The sequence below is a fragment of the Streptomyces sp. NPDC029169 genome (assembly GCF_055563935.1).
The window spans coordinates 89,056-106,193 of the sequence record NZ_JBVHXA010000008.1 but is presented as its reverse complement, the minus strand read 5'-3'; the positions used below and the strand labels follow the sequence as shown (position 1 = coordinate 106,193).

Sequence of the window (17,138 nt, the reverse complement as noted above, 5' to 3'; positions counted from 1 at the left end):
CACGGCGGCCCGGGGCGTATGTCAACCCGGGCCGCCGGCCTCGCCGCCCGCCTCAGAAATCGTCGGCGCCGTTGCGCAGCTCCAGCGTCCAGAAGCCGGTCCTGGCGGCGGAGTCGTCGACGGCGATACCGCCTGCGGGCGCGCTGACCACCTTGCTGCCCTCGGCGGGACCGTCGGCGGCGAAGAGGTTCACGTGGAAGGAGGTGACGGCGCGGTTCTCGTCGTCGACGCCGCCGTTGTTGATCCGCACGGCGGCGTAGGCCGGGGCGCCGGCGGCGAGGACGACGGGGGCGGCCGGCCTGCTCTTCGCCACGGACGGGACGTCCTTGGCGGTCTGGATGTCACCGAACGCGATCAGCGGGTACTGGAGCAGCGCGCAGGCGCGGCCGGAGACGTTGGTGGCGGTGAGGGTGATGTGCGTGGTGGGCACGCCGTCCTGCTTGGCCGCGGTGACCTTGACGTCGTTCACGGTGCAGGCCGCCGGCGCCTTGCCGGTGGGCTTCTTCGTGGCCCCGGTCTGCGCGCCGGCCGTCGACCCGGTGGTGGATCCGGTCGTGGAACCGGCGGTCGTGGAACCGCCCGTGGATCCGCCGGTAGTGGAGCCGGTCGTGGATCCGCCGGTGTTCGTACCGCCCGAGACGGACGCAGCGGCCTTTGGGTCCTTCGCGGCGGCGCCGTCCTCACCGCCACAGGCAGTGAGCGAGAGGGCGAGCGCGGCGGTGACGGCGGCGAGGACGGTGGTGCGGGTGCGGTACGTACGCAAGGGAACTCCCCGTGGAGAACGGCACGATGGCCGAGGTACAGCCGCCATCTCCGGCGGCCTGGCCACGACCTTGTCGGCCCGCCCGCCCCCGCTGCCAGAGCGCCCGGCCGATCCGGAACGCTGGAACGTTCCACCCCACCTGACCTGCAGGAACACCCCAACCCAGAACACCGCCTGGAACACGGCCACCCGGACAGCGCCCGCACCCGAACTGCCCCCCCAAACGCCGAGATCCCGCCCGATCTTTCGATCGGACGGGATCTCGTCTGCGCTTGTGGGGTGTTCACGAGTCAGCCTGACCAGCACGATTCTCGGCCTCCTTCACCGGTCAACCATGCCGTGCCCATCGGCATGCGGCCCGTCGCCTGTGTCGCGTTCGGCCGTCCGCAGCAAACCGGCCACGGCGTTGGTGTCGCCCCTGACTGGCTGTCACCTGATGAATCACAATCATCACTCCACGTAGCGCAGGCCGGAACGGCCGCGCACACCGGCAACCCGAGGTGACACCATGCTGCGGACAAGACGGAGCAGGCCGAGAACCGCCCTGTCGGCGGGGCTGCTCGTCCTGCTGACCACCCTGACGGCGTGGGCGCTGCCCGCACCCCTGGCCGCCGCCCAGGCCCAGCGCGTCGAATCCTGGGGCGGCAACTTCGCCGGGCAGCTCGGCGACGGCACCACCACCGAGCGGCACACCCCCGTCACCGTGGCCGGACTGACCGCCGCCGGCGTCACCGGCCTCTCCGCAGGCAGGGATCACAGCCTGGCCCTGTTGGCCAACGGCACCGTCAAGGCCTGGGGCAGCAACGCCTTCGGGCAGCTCGGCGACGGCACCACGACCAACCACCCGACCCCCGGCGGGGTACGCGAACTGAGCGGCGTGACGGCGGTCGCCGCCGGCTGCGAACACAGCCTCGCGCTGCTGTCCGACGGAACCGTCCGTGCCTGGGGCGGCAACGACTTCGCACAGCTCGGCAACGGCAGCACCGGCGGCACCAGCACCACCCCCGTCCCCGTCAGCGGACTGAGCGGCGTGACGGCGATCGCCGCGGGCTGTCGTCACAGCCTCGCGGTGCTGTCCGACGGCACCGTCCGTGCCTGGGGCGACAACGGCTTCGGGCAGCTCGGCAACGGCAGCACCGGCGGCGTCAGCAACGTCCCGGTCACCGTCAGCGGACTCACCGGCGCCCGAGACGTCGCCGGCGGTCTCGGGCACAGCCTGGCGCGCCTGTCCGACGGCACCGTCCGCGCCTGGGGCAGCAAGAGCTCCGGGCAGCTCGGCGACGGCACCACCGGCGGCGTCAGCAACGTCCCGGTCACCGTCAGCGGACTCACCGGCGCCCGCGACATCGCCGCGGGCAGCGTCCACAGCCTGGCGCGTCTGGCCGACGGCACCGTCCGGGCCTGGGGCGACAACGGCTTCGCGCAGCTCGGCATCGGCAGCACCGGCGGCGAGAGCAACGTCCCGGTCACCGTCAGCGGACTCACCGGCGCCCGAGACGTCGCCGCAGGCAGCGCCCACAGCCTGGCGCGCCTGGCCAACGGCACCGTCCGCGCCTGGGGCGACAACAACTTCGGGCAGCTCGGCAACGGCAGCACCACCACCAGCAACGTTCCGATCGCCGTGCATACCGGCATCGGCACCATCAGGTACATCGCCGCAGGCAGCGGACCCTTCAACGTTTCCTTCAACCTGGCGGCCTGAGCCCCCGCGCCGCACCCCGCAGACAGGCTCACCCTCTGTGCTCCACCCGTCCTGCCCCGCCGCGGCCGGGTGGAGCATCACACCGGCAGCGGCTGGAGGTACCGCAGCGAAATACCGCGGCCACCCCAACCACAGGCTGCCGAACGGTGCCTGGCCGCCGACCGCACCGACACCAGCCGGACAACCGACCCCGCACCACCAGTTTCGGAGCCCTCCTCATCGTCGGCTCGCCGGCCTGCCCAGCCATGCCTACCGCACTCGCGCACGCGCGCGGATCTGCCGGAAACCCACGATCACCGTCCGCCCCGGCGACCTCGGCAAGCACCACAAGTTCCGCCAGGACCGGCACTACCTCGACCCCATCTGGCAGGACGCCTACCGGCCCGAACGAGCGAACATCGAAGGCATCAACGGCAGGGCCAAGAGCCACGGCATCTCCGACCCCACGAAACGGCTCGCGCACGGACGAGTCGCGCAGACCATCCTCCTCGCGCTGATGATCTGCAGCATCAACCTGCACATCCTCTTCGCCTGGCACCAGACCACCGGCCCCCGGACAGCTGCGGCCACTCACGCGATCACCACGCCCGCCGGATCCGTGACCCCGCCACCCGGCACGGCTGGACGCCCCACGACACCGCCCCGAACAGACCCCGGAAACGCCAAGATCCCGCCCGATCGTGATGATCGGACGGGATCTCGTGAACTCTTCCTGAGCTGACTCAAGAACAGTCGCTTGTGGGGTGTTCACGAGTGAGCCTGACCAGGCGCTCCGGAGCCGTACGAAGGTCGCTTCCCAAACCGGCGGAGATCGTTTCCCACCCTGCTGATGGCCAGTCCTCCTCCACTGTCAGACGCAAGGGCAAGGATGGGCGGCATGACAAAGACCGGAGCGGACTACGCGTGGTTCGAGGGCGACTTTCCAGACATCGCTGAGGCGTACTGCTTCACCCTGGTGCGGGGTCTGTCGCCTGCTGAGCTGATGTCCCGGCTCGAAGGACGACCGGAGGCACCCCTGCAGGGCATAGCCGCAGTCGTCGACGCCACCTTCGCCCAGTACGACCTGGAGGAGGGGGACCGACAGCTGGTCGCCATGACGACTGTGGGTACCTGGACACTGCTGATCGAGCCCAACGGCTACCTCGGGGTCACCGAAGAACGAGCGCTGCCGGCCTCCACGGGGGCGAGCTGGGTCTCCCACTTCGTCAACATCAACGGCGTCGGCACGTTCCTCTGGGCAGAGGACCAGGTGCTGCGTGTGTGCTTCGACCCCATGTTCCCGGAGGATCGCTGGGGCGCCGCGCCCGACGAACTCCTCGACGTGATGCGACGGATCGGCTTCCATCTCGAGGTGGAGGACCCGGAACCGGACTTCTCCCCGCAGGCGGCGTTCGCCCTGGCAGAACACCTGACCGGCGTCGCCGTCACCCCGGCGCTGCTCCGGGACACGACGTTCACCTGCGCCACCGTACGAATCCGCTGACCACCCGCCTCCTGAACCAGTACGGACTCGCGCCTGCTGTCGGAGGTCGCCTCTATCGTGCGAGAAACAGTGCTGGAGAGGAGCAACGATGGGGTTCTCAGGTGAGTTGGTCTTCGGCCGCAGTGAGCGTCCCTTGCTTGAAGCCCCGGTCTTCGGCGGTGCGCAAGAGGACGACGAGGGCGGCATAACCGCTTGGTGGCCGAGGCCTGGTGGGTGGCAGACGCTGCAGTTCCACCATGAGACCTCGCTGGCCAAGCCTGAAGAGGTCCTGCGAGCTGTGGTCGAGTGGACCGGAGCTCCAGCATGTGTGGCGTCCGTGCACGACAGCAGCGTCGCGTTGGTCTGGGGTCTGGAACCCGGAGGTAACCAGTGGGATGCGTGGCTGAATCTGGCGATCGCCGCAGAAATATCGGACCGCCCACTGTCCGAGATGGACGCCTGCGTGCCCGGCGACGCCAATCGTGCCCTCGCCTGGGCCCAATCTGCGGGAGTCGGCCCGGGTGTGGACGTGACCACGATCGAGGAAGTCCTGCGGTCTCACGAGACCTTCGCGGAAGAGCTCTTCGACACGCTTCTGGATCGCTTGGGCTTCCCTGCGGCGTCCGATCCTGAAGCAGAAGGCTGAGCCAAGGATCCTCCCCGTCTTGCCGGAGTCCGCTCGATACTGACTGGAGTTGTAGCGGCTGCACACGGCAGAGTGACATGGTGACTGAACTATGGGCACACACCCTGACCTGGGCGGAAGTGGATCCGTCGCGGCACCCGTTCGAGCTGGACGAGGATGCCGCGAAGACATTGACCGGTCTTGTCGCTCCCCTGCTGCCCAGCGCGAAGGCCGCCGAAGAGCACCGCTGGCGCTCACTGGCCGCCGTCACCAGGTTCCTGGTGGACCGATACGGCCGATGGGCCTGCGGGTGGAACTGGTCGATAGGTGAGGGCGACACCGATGGCGGGATCGTCAGCGCGTGGTGCTGCACCTCCCATTCCGTGACGACGGCGGAAGAGACCGCTCCTCTGGTTGTCGCCGGCCTGCTTGAGTGGCGTGACTGGCTGGAGGATCTGGCGGAGCGCTTTGCCGCGCTGGCGCCGCCGTCGCACTCGACGGGGGCCACGGCGGATCCCTGGCATTGGGAGCGGGCCTGCACGCGGCTGGTCACCGTGGTGGCCGACCGAACGCAGGCCGAGAGCGGCTGGTACGGACACTGTGAGCAGGTGCTCGGCTGGTTCCTCACCTACAACGGAGTCGAAGAGGAGCGAGCCAGAGAGATTGTGGAGGGCGCGATCGGCGGCCGATTCGGCAGTTGGATCGCGCCGGACGCCACGGTGGTCGACGCGGTGAGTTCGAAGTTCGCCCGGGCCATGGGCGAGACCGGATGATGCCCGCCCCCGACTACCCGAAGGACGCCCTCGCCGACTGGCTGCGCATCCGTCCACAGATCTCATGGCCGTGTTGGAGCAGTGCCCACCGCAGCCATGGAGCACCGCACCGAGACGCCTTCCGGGACTTCTTCAACGCGACCCGTGGCAGCCGCGACACCGAGGGAACCACGAGGGTCCTGGCAGCCCTCGATCTGGCCCTGGCAGACGCGAAGAGGGGCGATCGGTTGACGTTCGCTCTCATGGCCGACTGGCAGCAGACCGTGTTGGGCGAGGGCGTGGCCGCCTTCCGTACGGTGTCGGCTTTCTCCAAGAGAGGGCGAGAACGCTACGGCATCGCACCGGGCACGCGGGCGTGGTTCGAGCAGTGCCTGTCCGAGAGCACTCAACCGGACCTGCCGCTCCCCTCACGCGCCGCACGAACCTACCTCGACATCCTCTTCTTCCACCCGTTCGAAGACGGCAACGCCCGCGCGGCGATGCTGGCGCTGGCCTTCGTCCTGGCCCGCGAAGGAGCGGCGATCGACCAGGTGCACCCGCTCCAGACCACCCGCTGGGCCGATGACGCCGAGGGAGCGGCCGATCTGGCAGTGCTGCTCGGCATCCTGATCACCGCGGCACAGCGCCGCCCGTCCCACGGGAGGCAGTCATGACCGAGCGGCCGCGCGTGCTGCGGGCGGGCTATCGAGGTCGCTGTCGGTGGTGCCGTGGATGATCGGGCGCATGACACATAGCTCCCGAGACGCCCTTCGGGCTCTCGCCTTGCAGCATCTTTCACCGGAGATCGCTGAGAAGTGGGTCGGTCTGCTTCGCCCTGGTGTGCATCTGGAGGCAGCGGTCGGCTCTGAAGACGTGGTCGGTCAGCTCGGTGGCCTTCCGGACTTGGCGGCCACTGCGGAATGGCCGGAGTGGGATGGGCACGGTCCGCTCTCCTTCGTCGCGTCGATCGACTGCGCGCGCTTGCCTTCGGCTGCGCTGGACATCGATCTGCCGCGGCGGGGACACTGCTGTTCTTCTACTTCGACGGGCAGTTGGACGACGGCGAGGCTCTCGTTCTGGCTGAGGACCGGGAGAGCTGGGCGGGCGCCCGCGTGCTCTATGTGCCGGCTGGCGAGAAAGTGGCGGAGCGTGGGACGCCTGCGGGGCTCAAGCCGTATCCGGTGGTGCCGCTGGCCGCTCGGGTGGAGATGACGGCGACCGAGCCCTGGCATCCGTCCGTCCGGGCCGCCTTCGCTCCGAGGGCGCCTCTTGGCAACCGGTACGACCATCCCGTCTGCTCGCAGGAGTTCCTGGACGCACTGTGGGAGTTCGACGATGAGGTAGGGCATCAGATCGGCGGCCATGCTCAGTCGGTGCAGAACCCGGTGGAGATCGAGATCGCGGAGGCGGTCCTGGACAGCGAGGTGTCCTGGGACGACCCTCGCCTGTCCGAGGAGGCGGGCGGCTGGGTGCTGTTGGCCCAGTTCGACAGCGAGGACGCCGCAGACATGATGTGGGGCGATGCCGGAGCCCTGTACTGGCTGATCCGCCCGGAGGATCTGGCCGAGCGGCGCTTCGAGCGGGCGATGTTCACCTGGCAGTGCAGCTGATGACCGCGGCACCTCCCGCTTGGGGAGTCCAGTACACGCTGAGCCTGCCGAGTGAGGGCGCTGCCCGCGCCGCCGCGGCCGAGCTGTCCGGGATGGGGCACCGCCTGACGGCAGTGCGCGTCCACGATCACTTCCGGTTCCGTCCCTCGAGCTTCTGGTACGGCCGGCCGTCGATGGACCCGGAGTTGGAGGGGTGGTTGCAGGTCTTCTCGCTGGCCGTCTACAGCGGGTACGACCGCATGGCTCTCGAGCCGTTCTTTCGGAGTGAACGGATTCAGGTGGCCCATGTGGCCCGTGCCCACGGCGGTTTTCAGCAGGGGTACAGCGAGGGGCATGCTACGACTCTCGAAGGAGTCTTCGTACGGGACGGCCTGGTCCATGAGCGGGCCGGCACCGACGTCGCCCTTCCGAGTCCTCTACCCAAGGATCCCGCACGTCCTCCGGCCGGACCGCCGTGGAGGAGCAGTAAGGTCGGTGAGCCCGCAGCGTTGGTCCAGGCCGTGGTGGCGGTCGCAGAGCGCATGTACGGCAGGGCGGAGGACGTTCCGGATGCCGTGGGGTGGCTTCTCGATGAGGAGTTCGCGTTCGGCGAGCCCTATGGGTCGACGGGTGAGTTCCTCGGTGATATCGCCGATGCTGTGGCCCACCAAGGCACCTGCACCGACGCCACGGTCGAGGCTGTCCCGTTCCTCATGGAGCTGGTCTGCGACGACAATGTCGCGCCCGGCAGCCGGTTGGTTCTGCTCGGCGACCTGTTGCGGCTTGCTGCTTCGGGGCCGGCAGCCGCAGTCTCCCTGGCCGATCGCATCACCGCACTCGGGGGTGTCTGGGAGGAGTCTGCGGCTGAATACCTGACACGGCGGGCCATCGGCGGCGAACTGCCGAGGCTGCTATCCCGCTGGGAAGACGAAAACGATGCCGTCCGATTCACTCTCGCCGCCCTCGCGGCGCTCTGTGGCACTCGTAGCCAGCGGGTATTCTCAGGGCTGGCCGTTCTCCCGGCTCCAGCAGGCAGCTCCCGCGCCGATGTCGTGTCGCTCGTGGCAGCCCTGCTCAGTGACGACCGAGAAGGCTTGGTACCTGCACTGGACCGGCTGGCCTCCTGGTCGCCCCGCGTTGCAGAGAAGGCAGTCAGCCCGAACGTTGATCTTCAGAGTCTGGGACTGGCCATCCTTCCGGACCTCGTCCTCGAAGACGTGGCGTCAGGAATCGTGGCAGAGCCTGATCTGCCGTAACTGTTGACGATGTTAAGCATTACGACTGGCGTCGCAGACACGCAGGTCAGGGGCGCCAGACATCAGGCTCATGCCCCTCCGTGCCTCAACTGCCAGACCTGGTTGGCCATTTCGCTGCCGGGCACGACTGGCATTCCCTACGATGACTGCCGTTGTCCTGTCGTACGGAAGGGCCGAGGAGGGGCGGATGGACTTCACAGGGGCGGGCGAGCCGGATGCGGCTCCCGGGTTGCGGACGGCTGTTGGGATCTTCTCCGGCAAGACTGATCGGACGCTGGCGCGGATCTCGGAGCTCGAGGCAGAACTCGCGGACCTCCGAGTCGAGGCGGCGAAGTATGCGAGCACTCGCGATCAGCTGAGCGAAGCTCTCGCCGAGTGCCTCGCAGGCCGCTCGGCGCCGTCCGAGGACGTTCAAAGCCCCCAGCAGGAAGCTGACGCGGAGGACGAGGACGGCGATGCGTCCGCCGGCGACGAGTCGGAATCGAGCGAGCCGGCGGAGGGGACGCGTGCCGGGCAGAGCGGGCCGTCGCGGTCGGCGTCCGGGCAGTTGATGCAGGCAGTCGAGCAGATCCTTGTGGGGGCCGGACGGTCGATGAAGGTCAAGGACATCACGGAGGCCCTCGGGCGCCCGACGAAGGGCGACGAAGGCCGGGCGCCCATCGAGACGACCCGCGCGACGTGCAAGCGGCTGGTGAAGAACGGCCGAGCCATGGAACACCCGATCGGGTACTTCGCCGCCCGCCGGGTCACGGAATCACGGGGAGGGGACGCCTGACGACGCCGCCCCGAACATGAGATGTCCCCTCCTCCCGTTACGGGGAGAAGGGGACGGACTCCGTTGAGCTTGGACCCTCTTCGGAGCCTATGACGTGGACCCTCGTAGCGGCTCACGCATCCCCGAGGCTAGAGCAATCCGCCTCGCCTCGGGGGCGCGTGGCCTATTTCGTCGTTCCCTGGGACGGCTTCCCCTGGGGACGGGAAGGCCGATTTTGATGCGTACTGCGCATTCCGTCCCGCGGATACAGCGGGACAGCGAGGAAATCTTCCAAGCGGGCAACGGTGACGACGTCCGGCCAGCACCGGCCGGCAAGCAGGTCGGCGATGGTCTGCCGGTTGACCCCGGAGGCGGCAGAGACCTGCCGCAGGCTTCGTTTTTCGACCTCCAGGGCGAGCGCGAGAGCGCGGGCGATGGCCTGGACGACTCCAGCGGCGACGTCGTCGACGTCGGAATCGGGCCAGGATTCCGGATTGCGGGCAAGGTCTCGCGGCGCGGTCTTGCGGGCCAAACCTCCGACCATGTTGATGCACTCCTTTCCGTGAAGATCGGCTTCGATGTCTTCACTGGCTGCTTGTCCAGCCGGTTCTGTTGGTCTGTGACTCTGAGCTCGGAGGTCTCCAGCAAGATCTGTGACTACCGGCCCCGGTTGCCGCATCGGCAGTGGACGCCGGTCGCCGAGCTGGTGAAGGCCACCGTGACGGCGACTGCTCCGGCTACCTGCTACGCGGCGGAGCATCTGCTGCACGTGATCGGCCGGATCGCGGTCTGGGCGGACCGGAGCGGATTCCCGCGCGACCCGGGCACCTGGCTGCGGACCGAGACGATCGACGCCTTCATCCTGTCGGGCTGTGTCGCGGCGAAGGACTCGACGGTGCTGACCTACCGGACCTGGCTGCGGCGGGCTCGGGAGGCTCTGGTGTGGGTCCAGCGCGGAGAGGCCCCTCCTGCTCGGCTGTCTTCGCCTCGTACTCCTCAACCACCCTACGAGCCCGGCGAGGTGGCCCGCCTGCGGGATTGGGCGAATCATCTGCCGGGTCAGGCTCGGCTCGACGGCCTGGCTCTCATGGCGCTTGGTGCCGGGTGTGGTCTGATGCCGGGCGAGGTGCCGCGTATTCGGGGCAACCACGTTCGCGTGACCTCTGGTGGGGTTGCGGTGCTGGAGGAGGAGCTGCTCAGCCGACTCGTGGCTTGTCATTCCGACTGGGAGGCCACGCTGGCTGAGCTCGCTGAGACCTCGGGGGCCGCGTTCCTGTTCCGGCCGGGGCGGAAGGTCGCCGCGGCCAAGAATCTCGTCTCGTCCTGGCCTGCACGGCATCGGCCCCATGCGGGTCTGCCATCGCTCTCCGCTCGGCGATTGCGATCGACGTGGATCGTCGGCCGGCTTTCCGAGGGCATCAGCCCGGATGCGGTCGCTTCCGCCGCCGGCATGGCCTCCCCCGCTGGCTTGGCGGGCTATCACCATTGGGTGCCCCAACTACCCAGGGCGGAGGTGATCCGTTTGTTGCGCGGCCGCCGCTCGTGAGGGCGCGGCCTGAAGCCGACCAGCTGGCCGCCCGCCATGCGCGCCCACGGCTGCGGCCCGGACGGCTCACGGAGATCCCCGATTCCAAGGTCGGCCAGCTGCTGACCGTCCTCGACCGTTCCGGCCTGCCTCAGCAGCTGGAGGACATGCTGCGAGGCCGTCCTGGGCCGCCAGGCGTACGGCCCAGGACTGTGCTGGCCGGCCTGATGCTCGCCGTGTACTACACGGGCCGAGCCACGATCTCCGACGCATGGCGGATCCTGCACTTCCGTCTCCAGCCCGCAGCCCGCGCCTGGCTTGACATTCCCGAAGTGCCGCCGTCCACGGCACGCGCGTGCGTAGCTGCCAGTCGTCGTCTCTACCGAGGGCTGGACCGGATCACCACCGCGCTCGACCCGGCGCGCTGCGACCGGCGTAGGCGTCTGGCCCAGGCGGAGGCGGACACCCACTCCGCGCTCTGGGACGAGGCCGCCGGCCGGGAGGCCGCGAACCGGCTCCAGCGGCTGGCGAACGCCCTCGTCCTGGTCCCTGTCCGGCTGGCACAGCATCGCGGGTACCTGCGTCACTGGACCGGTGACGTGGGAGCGGACGCCACCTCGGTGCCGGTTCTGGGCCGCCCGGACAGCGACCGCTCGGGCACTGCCTCCGTCGAGATCACCGCTGGCTGGCACTTCCGCGGCGGCTCCGACGAGGGCGTCTTCGGCTACAGCGCGACACTGCTCGTCGCCGCCCACTCCCGCACGGGTGAGGAGACCTCGAAGGGCCGCCGAGCGCCCTCCTACCCTCAGCTCTGCCTCGGCCTCACCCTGGACACTCCGACCGTCCGCACGGGCGAGAACGCGGTCACCGTACTGGAACAGCTCGCCGAGCTCCGGCTGCCGACAGGCACCTGTGCCGCGGACCGCGCCTACACCGGCTGCTCGCCGGAGAACTTCCAAATCCCCGTACGCCGGCTCGGCTATCGCCTCGCTCTGGACTACAAGGCGGTCGACCGTGGCATCCAGGGCAGCTGGCAAGGAGCCGTGTTGATTGACGGCTCCCTCGCCTGTCCGCACATCCCCAACGCCTTGGCCCAGGCCACTCACGGCATGGACGACAAGACCTTCCGCCGACGGCTCGATGAACTGAAGCCGGTGGTCGCCGAGCGGCTGCCCTACTTCCTCAAGCTCAAGCAGAACGCCGACGCCCGAGGAACGGTACGCCTGCAGTGCCCCGCGGCCGGCCCGTCCCCTTCCGTGAACTGTCCGCGTCGAGAACGCCTCCGTCCGACACGGCCAACCGTCTCCGGCCCGCCTCAGACCGTGATCCGGCTGGCAGATCGCCGCTCCCGCGCCAGCCACCCATCGGCTCACCCCACCGTCCGGCTTCCCGACAGCGAGTGGATGGACCCTCCGGGCAAGGACGCGCTGCCGACCGTCTGCGGAGCATCCGCGATCAGCGTGCCCGCCGACGCGGCCGGAGACCTGAAGACCGCCAAGTTCCGGCAGGACAGCCACTACCTCACCCCGGCCTGGGAGCGAATCTACAAACCGATCCGCTCCCACAACGAGGGCATCAACGGACGCCTCAAGAGCGCCGAGATGGACATCGGCAACCCCCTGCATCGCCGAGCCCCAGGCCAGGTGGCTCAGACGATCCTGATCGCCGTCATGGTCGCCATCAGCAACCTGGACATCCTGGAGACCTGGCTCTACGAACGCACCGGCAGCCGACTCACCGACGTTGACTTCGAGTCTGTTCCGGCTCCTCCGGCCCCCGGTCGGCCGTACGCCTCGGCGCCGCCTGGCGCCGGGCGACATCCACCGGCCAACCTCTGACCGGTCCGCGTCACAGCCGCACATCTAGATGATCAGCCCCGGACGACCGGGGCTGATCCTCATGACCCCGGGACGGCCCGGCGCCTGCCTGACAGACCACCAGACCTAACACGCCGCCATCCACCACCCCGAACAGGCATCGAACGACCCCCGAAATGACAAAGATCCCGCCCGATCTTGCGATCGGACGGGATCTCGTCACCATTCCTGAGCTAACTCAAGAACAGTCGCTTGTGGACCTGTGGGGATTTGAACCCCAGACCCCCTCGATGCGAACGAGGTGCGCTACCAGACTGCGCCACAGGCCCTTGCGACGTGTGAAACATTAGCATCCCGATCGGGGTACGACGAAATCCGCTCCCCCGCAGGTCAGCCAGGGGTCATTCGTTGGCCGCGCGGGGGCGGTCGTCGTCCGCGTACTGGTCGAAGAGCGGGGTGCGGCCGTCGCGGCGGCCGCGGGGCGGGGTCGTGCGCTGTCGCGGGGGCGGGGCGGGGGCCGGGGTCGGGTCCGGGGCCGCCGTGGAGGAGCGGGCCGAGCTCCAGGTCTCCGGGTCCGTGATGTCGATGCCGCTCGTGGCGCGCGGGGCGACCGGGGCGGTGACGTACGTGGGGAGCGGGACCGGGACCGGCTCCCAGCTGTCGCCGCGGGCCGGGCCTCGCTCGCGCTGCTGGTCCACCCACTCCGCGTGGTCCGTCTGCTCGACGAGCGCGCGGCGGCCGGCCTCCTGCGGGGAGACCGCGGGGGCCGGTTCGGATTCGGGGCGGGCCGGTTCCTCCTCCTGCTCCGTGGGCGCGGCCGGCCGGCGCGGACGGTTCTCACGCAGCCGGGCCGCCGCGGCCTCGGCGCGCCGACGGTCCATCACGTACACGAAGCGCCGGCGCTCCGTCGTCCGCAGATGCACGATGTACGCGCTCAGCAGTACCGCCGGGACGGCCGGCGCCCACAGGAACGCCAGGCCGCCGACCGCGGCGACGACCGCGCCCAGGGTGAAGGCCAGGAAGAGGACGACCGTGGTCCGTCGGCGCCGCGCGAGGACCTTGCCGCGGCGGGCCCGCTCGGCGGCCGCCGCCTTCGAGGGCCGCCGCGGCACCGGAGCCGGCTCACGTGACGGCTCACGGACCGGATCGCGCGAGTGGTCGGGGTCCGGTTCCGGGACCTCCAGGCGGGCTTCCGTCCTGGCCGCGGGCGCGGAGAACGCCCGGACGTCGACCGAGCTCAAATGCTCCGTCTCCACGTCCGGGTCCACGCCGGGCTCCCGGTCCTTCAGCTCCTTGGCGTACCGGCGCTCCATTCCCGCCCGTCCGGACAGCAGCCGGATGGCGGTGCTGAAGCGTTCCGTCGGACGGGCCTCGTTGAGCTCGTCCTGCCTGCGGAGCCACATCGGCACCAAGTAGGCGGCCCAGGCCCCGACGATGACTGCGTAGATGAGGCCGCTGCTGCTCACGCCTCACACCGTAGAGGGGTTCCGTTACGGGCATCGGCCAATTGGCCCGGTGTGTCGCACGATCTGGCTGATATCACTGAACTTTTTTGTGATTGTTCAGATCGATTGGCGGTCAACTGCTGATTGAATTCGAACATTTATTTCATTGGGCCCGATGTGAGGGACGTGCCTGGTGCCAGCGCCGCACCAGCCCCTCGGGCACCTCCTCCGCCGTGAGCGCGAAGACGAGATGGTCCCGCCACGCCCCGTCGATGTGGAGGTAGCGCGGGCGCAGCCCCTCCTCCCGGAATCCCAATTTCTCCACGACCCGCCGCGAGGGGCCGTTCTCCGGCCGAATGCAGACCTCGATCCGGTGCAGCCCGACCGTACGGAAGCAGTGGTCGACCACGAGCGCGACCGCCGTCGGCATGACGCCCCGGCCCGCCACCGCGCTGTCCACCCAGTACCCGACATGGCCCGAGCACATCGAGCCCCAGGTGATCCCCGCGACCGTCAGCTGACCGACCAGCTGTCCCCGGTACTCGATCACGAACGGCAGCATCCGGCCCGCGTGCGCCTCGCTCCGCAGATGGCGGACCATCTGCCGGTACGTCGGCCGCTGCGCGAGCGGAGTGCCCGGCGCCGGCGGCGGAATCGTCGCCTCCCAGGGGCGCAGCCAGTCCCGGTTGCGCCGGTTCACCTCGCGCCAGGCCCGCTGGTCGCGCATCTTTATCGGGCGCAGCACGACGTCGCCGTCGGCCAGGACCACGGGCCAGGACGGGATCATGACGGTCTCGGGTGGTCGCCGCCGCGGATCTGGTCGACCGCGTGGACGAGCAGCGGCTCCAGTACGGCGAGGCCGTCGCGGACCCCGCCCGAGGAACCCGGCAGGTTCACGATCAGCGTCCCGCGCGCCACCCCCGCGAGGCCCCGGGAGAGCGCCGCCGTGGGCACCTTCTCCCGGCCGTACGCGCGGATCGCCTCGGGAATGCCGGGGATCTCGTGGTCGAGGACCCGGCGGGTGACCTCGGGCGTGGCGTCGGTCGGCGAGATGCCGGTGCCGCCGGTGGTGAGGATGACGTCGTACCCGGCCTCGACCCCGGCCCGCAGCGCCGCCTCGACCGGCGCGCCGTCCGGCACGACCTGCGGGCCGTCGACCGCGAAGCCCATCCGCGCCAGGCCCTCGGCGATCAGCGGGCCGCCCTTGTCCTCGTACACCCCGGCCGCCGCACGGTTGGAGGCGGTGATGACGAGCGCGGAGTAGGGGGCGGACAGGGCTCCGCCGAGCTCGGGGGCGAGTGGCGCGGGCGCGCCTTCCGGCGCGGGGCCCGCGCCCTCGGCGGGCGGCTCGTGCGGACCGTGCGCCTCGTGCGCCCCGGCCACATGCCCCGCGCGTGCCTGCGCCTGAAGCCCGGCGACGGCCGCGCCCCCGGCCGCGTGCGCCTCGCGCCCGTGCGCCTCGCTCACCCGTCCGGCCCGCGCCTGCACGTGCAGCCCCGTCACGACTCGGCCCTCGTCCACGTGCCCGACTTGCCGCCCGTCTTCTCCTCCACGCGTACGTCGGAGATGACCGCGCCCTTGTCGACCGCCTTGATCATGTCGACCACCGTCAGCGCCGCCACCGAGACCGCCGTCAGGGCCTCCATCTCGACGCCCGTGCGGTCCGTGGTCTTCACGGTCGCCAGGATCTCCACGGCGTCGTCCGCGACCGTGAGGTCCAGCGTCACGCCCGAGACCGCCAGCGGGTGACAGAGCGGGATCAGGTCCGGGGTCTTCTTGGCGCCCATGATCCCCGCGATGCGGGCGGTGGCGAGCGCGTCGCCCTTCGGTACGCCCTCGCCCCGCAGCAGCTCGATCACGCGCGGCGAGACCAGGACGCGGCCACTGGCGCGCGCCGTCCGCGCCGTGACGTCCTTCGCGGAGACGTCGACCATGCGGGCCGCACCCGCCTCGTCGATGTGGGTGAGTCCTTGCTGCGTGCTCATGGCCGTGACACTCCCGGTCGCTGTGTGGGACGCCACGGTACCGCCACCAGGCCCTCCTCAGCCGAGGAGGACCACGTCGAGCTCGGCGCCGGGCGCCACCTCCATGCTCTCCTCCGGTACGACGAGCAGCGCGTTCGCGTGCGCGAGCGCCGCGATCAGGTGGGAGCCCGCACCGCCCACCGGAGTGACGGTGCCGGACTCGGCGTCGTACGTCCCGCGCAGGAACTGGCGGCGGCCCGAGGGGGACGACAGCGGCTTGTCGGCGGCGAGCGTGGCCCGGACCCGCGGCCGGTGGAGGTCGTCGAGGCCCATCAGGGCCCGGATCGCGGGGCGTACGAACAGCTCGAAGGAAACGTACGAGGAGACGGGGTTGCCGGGCAGCGCGAGCAGCGGCGTGTGCTCCGGGCCGATCGTCCCGAAGCCCTGCGGCTTGCCCGGCTGCATGGCCAGCTTGCGGAAGTCGACCTGGCCCTCGAAGTGACCGGCGGCTGTCAGCGCCTCCTTGACCACGTCGTACGCGCCGACGCTCACCCCGCCCGTGGTGACAAGGAGGTCGGCGCGGATCAGCTGGTCCTCGATGGTGGCCCGAAGCGTCTCGGCCTCGTCGGTGACGGCGCCCACCCGGTACGCGATGGCTCCGGCGTCGCGCGCGGCGGCGGCGAGCGCGAAGCTGTTGGAGTCGTAGATCTGGCCCGCGCCCAATTCCTCGCCGGGCTGGGCCAGTTCACTGCCGGTGGAGATCACGACGACGCGCGGGCGGGGGCGCACCCGCACGGTGGCCCGGCCGATCGCGGCGAGCAGCCCGATCTGCGGCGGCCCGAGGACCGTGCCCGCCTCCAGGGCCAGGTCGCCGGCCTGGACGTCGCTGCCGCGCGCGCGGACATGCGCGCGGGCCTCGGCGGACCGGTGGACGCGGACCTCGCCGCCCGCGCCCTCGGGGGCGGCGCTGGCGGCGCGCATCCCGGTCGCCGCTCCCCCGCCCGTACCGCCGTCGGTCCACTCGACCGGCACGACGGCCTCGGCGCCGGGCGGCAGCGGGGCACCGGTCATGATCCGGGCTGCCTGGCCGGGGCCGACCTCCGGCAGGCCGCCGGCGCCCGCCGCCACGTCGCCGATCACGGTCAGGACCGCCGGGAACTCCTCGGTGGCACCGGCGACATCGGCGACCCGGACCGCGTATCCGTCCATGGAGCTGTTGTCGAAGGGGGGCAGCGCGACCGGCACCGTGACGTCCTCGACCAGGACGCAGCCCTGGGCGTCGGGCAGTTGCAGCTCGATGGGTTCGAGCGGGGTGATCGCCCCGAGGACGTCGTCCAGGTGCTCGTCCACCGACCACAGGCCGCGGGCGGGCCCCGCGCAGGGGTCGCCGGGCGCGTCCGCGGACGGGCCGCCGGACCCGCCGTCGGTGACGCCGTCGGTGACGCCGCCGGACGGATCGCCTGCCGGATCGCCGGACAGATCGC

The 17,138-nt window shown here is 70.3% G+C and carries 16 protein-coding genes, 1 tRNA gene and 1 pseudogene; 11 read left to right on the top strand and 7 right to left on the bottom strand.

Going from position 1 to position 17,138, the window contains the following annotated elements:
• Nucleotides 1-52: 52 nt before the first annotated feature.
• The gene (locus ACZ4VI_RS17455) at nt 53-763 is read right to left on the bottom strand and encodes a DUF4232 domain-containing protein (protein ID WP_468000073.1); all 711 of its coding nucleotides are present in this window, start codon (nt 761-763) and stop codon (nt 53-55) included.
• A 508-nt stretch (nt 764-1,271) separates the two neighbouring features.
• Here ACZ4VI_RS17455 and ACZ4VI_RS17450 point away from each other — a divergent pair.
• The 11 genes and pseudogenes from ACZ4VI_RS17450 to ACZ4VI_RS17400 all read left to right on the top strand — a co-directional run bounded on the left by ACZ4VI_RS17450 (nt 1,272) and on the right by ACZ4VI_RS17400 (nt 12,266).
• Nucleotides 1,272-2,465: an RCC1 domain-containing protein gene (locus ACZ4VI_RS17450; protein ID WP_468000072.1), complete on the top strand. Its 1,194-nt coding sequence runs from the start codon at nt 1,272-1,274 to the stop codon at nt 2,463-2,465.
• Between the two features lie 37 nt (nt 2,466-2,502).
• Nucleotides 2,503-3,186 (top strand): hypothetical protein, encoded by a 684-nt coding sequence (locus ACZ4VI_RS17445; protein WP_468000071.1) that lies wholly within the window; start codon nt 2,503-2,505, stop codon nt 3,184-3,186.
• A gap of 156 nt (nt 3,187-3,342) precedes the next feature.
• On the top strand, nt 3,343-3,948 hold the full coding sequence (locus ACZ4VI_RS17440; RefSeq protein WP_468000070.1) for a DUF6461 domain-containing protein: 606 nt from the start codon (nt 3,343-3,345) through the stop codon (nt 3,946-3,948).
• Between the two features lie 88 nt (nt 3,949-4,036).
• Entirely contained in the window at nt 4,037-4,573 is a 537-nt protein-coding gene (locus ACZ4VI_RS17435) for a hypothetical protein (RefSeq protein WP_468000069.1), read from the top strand.
• A 77-nt stretch (nt 4,574-4,650) separates the two neighbouring features.
• Nucleotides 4,651-5,325, top strand: coding sequence for a hypothetical protein (locus ACZ4VI_RS17430; RefSeq protein WP_468000068.1), 675 nt, complete (start codon nt 4,651-4,653; stop codon nt 5,323-5,325).
• Between the two features lie 242 nt (nt 5,326-5,567).
• Entirely contained in the window at nt 5,568-5,978 is a 411-nt protein-coding gene (locus ACZ4VI_RS17425; RefSeq protein WP_468000067.1) for a Fic family protein, read from the top strand.
• A gap of 58 nt (nt 5,979-6,036) precedes the next feature.
• Nucleotides 6,037-6,914, top strand: a pseudogene (locus tag ACZ4VI_RS17420) (YwqG family protein).
• Nucleotides 6,914-8,149 (top strand): hypothetical protein, encoded by a 1,236-nt coding sequence (locus ACZ4VI_RS17415; RefSeq protein ID WP_468000066.1) that lies wholly within the window; start codon nt 6,914-6,916, stop codon nt 8,147-8,149. Before ACZ4VI_RS17420 ends, ACZ4VI_RS17415 begins: the two are co-directional and overlap by 1 nt.
• Before the next feature lie 142 nt (nt 8,150-8,291).
• Nucleotides 8,292-8,924 (top strand): hypothetical protein, encoded by a 633-nt coding sequence (locus ACZ4VI_RS17410; RefSeq protein ID WP_468000065.1) that lies wholly within the window; start codon nt 8,292-8,294, stop codon nt 8,922-8,924.
• A 217-nt stretch (nt 8,925-9,141) separates the two neighbouring features.
• Nucleotides 9,142-10,449: a hypothetical protein gene (locus ACZ4VI_RS17405; protein ID WP_468000064.1), complete on the top strand. Its 1,308-nt coding sequence runs from the start codon at nt 9,142-9,144 to the stop codon at nt 10,447-10,449.
• Complete coding sequence (locus tag ACZ4VI_RS17400) at nt 10,446-12,266, top strand: hypothetical protein (protein ID WP_468000063.1); 1,821 nt, start codon at nt 10,446-10,448, stop codon at nt 12,264-12,266. The genes ACZ4VI_RS17405 and ACZ4VI_RS17400 overlap by 4 nt, the downstream gene beginning before the upstream one ends.
• Nucleotides 12,267-12,500: 234 nt before the next feature.
• Here the strand turns inward: ACZ4VI_RS17400 and ACZ4VI_RS17395 are convergent.
• The 6 genes from ACZ4VI_RS17395 to glp form a co-directional block, all read right to left on the bottom strand.
• Nucleotides 12,501-12,574: transfer RNA gene (locus ACZ4VI_RS17395), tRNA-Ala, on the bottom strand.
• Nucleotides 12,575-12,646: 72 nt separating this feature from the next.
• Nucleotides 12,647-13,711 carry a divisome protein SepX/GlpR gene (gene sepX, locus ACZ4VI_RS17390; RefSeq protein WP_468000062.1) on the bottom strand — a complete coding sequence of 355 codons (1,065 nt, stop codon included), beginning with the start codon at nt 13,709-13,711 and terminating at the stop codon, nt 12,647-12,649.
• A 142-nt stretch (nt 13,712-13,853) separates the two neighbouring features.
• Nucleotides 13,854-14,477 carry a GNAT family N-acetyltransferase gene (locus tag ACZ4VI_RS17385; protein WP_468000061.1) on the bottom strand — a complete coding sequence of 208 codons (624 nt, stop codon included), beginning with the start codon at nt 14,475-14,477 and terminating at the stop codon, nt 13,854-13,856.
• Nucleotides 14,474-14,965 (bottom strand): MogA/MoaB family molybdenum cofactor biosynthesis protein, encoded by a 492-nt coding sequence (locus ACZ4VI_RS17380; RefSeq protein WP_468000308.1) that lies wholly within the window; start codon nt 14,963-14,965, stop codon nt 14,474-14,476. The genes ACZ4VI_RS17385 and ACZ4VI_RS17380 overlap by 4 nt, the downstream gene beginning before the upstream one ends.
• Before the next feature lie 224 nt (nt 14,966-15,189).
• The gene (gene moaC, locus ACZ4VI_RS17375) at nt 15,190-15,675 is read right to left on the bottom strand and encodes a cyclic pyranopterin monophosphate synthase MoaC (protein ID WP_361967194.1); all 486 of its coding nucleotides are present in this window, start codon (nt 15,673-15,675) and stop codon (nt 15,190-15,192) included.
• 57 nt (nt 15,676-15,732) lie between these two features.
• The gene (gene glp / locus ACZ4VI_RS17370) at nt 15,733-17,013 is read right to left on the bottom strand and encodes a molybdotransferase-like divisome protein Glp (protein WP_468000306.1); all 1,281 of its coding nucleotides are present in this window, start codon (nt 17,011-17,013) and stop codon (nt 15,733-15,735) included.
• Nucleotides 17,014-17,138: the final 125 nt, after the last annotated feature.

Bases quoted from the DNA above. Each gene is read 5' to 3' on its own strand.
- ACZ4VI_RS17450 (WP_468000072.1), top strand. From the start codon at position 1,272: ATGCTGCGGACAAGACGGAGCAGGCCGAGAACCGCCCTGTCGGCGGGG.
- ACZ4VI_RS17440 (WP_468000070.1), top strand. From the start codon at position 3,343: ATGACAAAGACCGGAGCGGACTACGCGTGGTTCGAGGGCGACTTTCCA.
- ACZ4VI_RS17435 (WP_468000069.1), top strand. From the start codon at position 4,037: ATGGGGTTCTCAGGTGAGTTGGTCTTCGGCCGCAGTGAGCGTCCCTTG.
- ACZ4VI_RS17430 (WP_468000068.1), top strand. From the start codon at position 4,651: ATGGTGACTGAACTATGGGCACACACCCTGACCTGGGCGGAAGTGGAT.
- ACZ4VI_RS17425 (WP_468000067.1), top strand. From the start codon at position 5,568: ATGGCCGACTGGCAGCAGACCGTGTTGGGCGAGGGCGTGGCCGCCTTC.
- ACZ4VI_RS17415 (WP_468000066.1), top strand. From the start codon at position 6,914: ATGACCGCGGCACCTCCCGCTTGGGGAGTCCAGTACACGCTGAGCCTG.
- ACZ4VI_RS17410 (WP_468000065.1), top strand. From the start codon at position 8,292: ATGACTGCCGTTGTCCTGTCGTACGGAAGGGCCGAGGAGGGGCGGATG.
- ACZ4VI_RS17405 (WP_468000064.1), top strand. From the start codon at position 9,142: ATGCGTACTGCGCATTCCGTCCCGCGGATACAGCGGGACAGCGAGGAA.
- ACZ4VI_RS17385 (WP_468000061.1), bottom strand. From the start codon at position 14,477: ATGATCCCGTCCTGGCCCGTGGTCCTGGCCGACGGCGACGTCGTGCTG.
- moaC (WP_361967194.1), bottom strand. From the start codon at position 15,675: ATGAGCACGCAGCAAGGACTCACCCACATCGACGAGGCGGGTGCGGCC.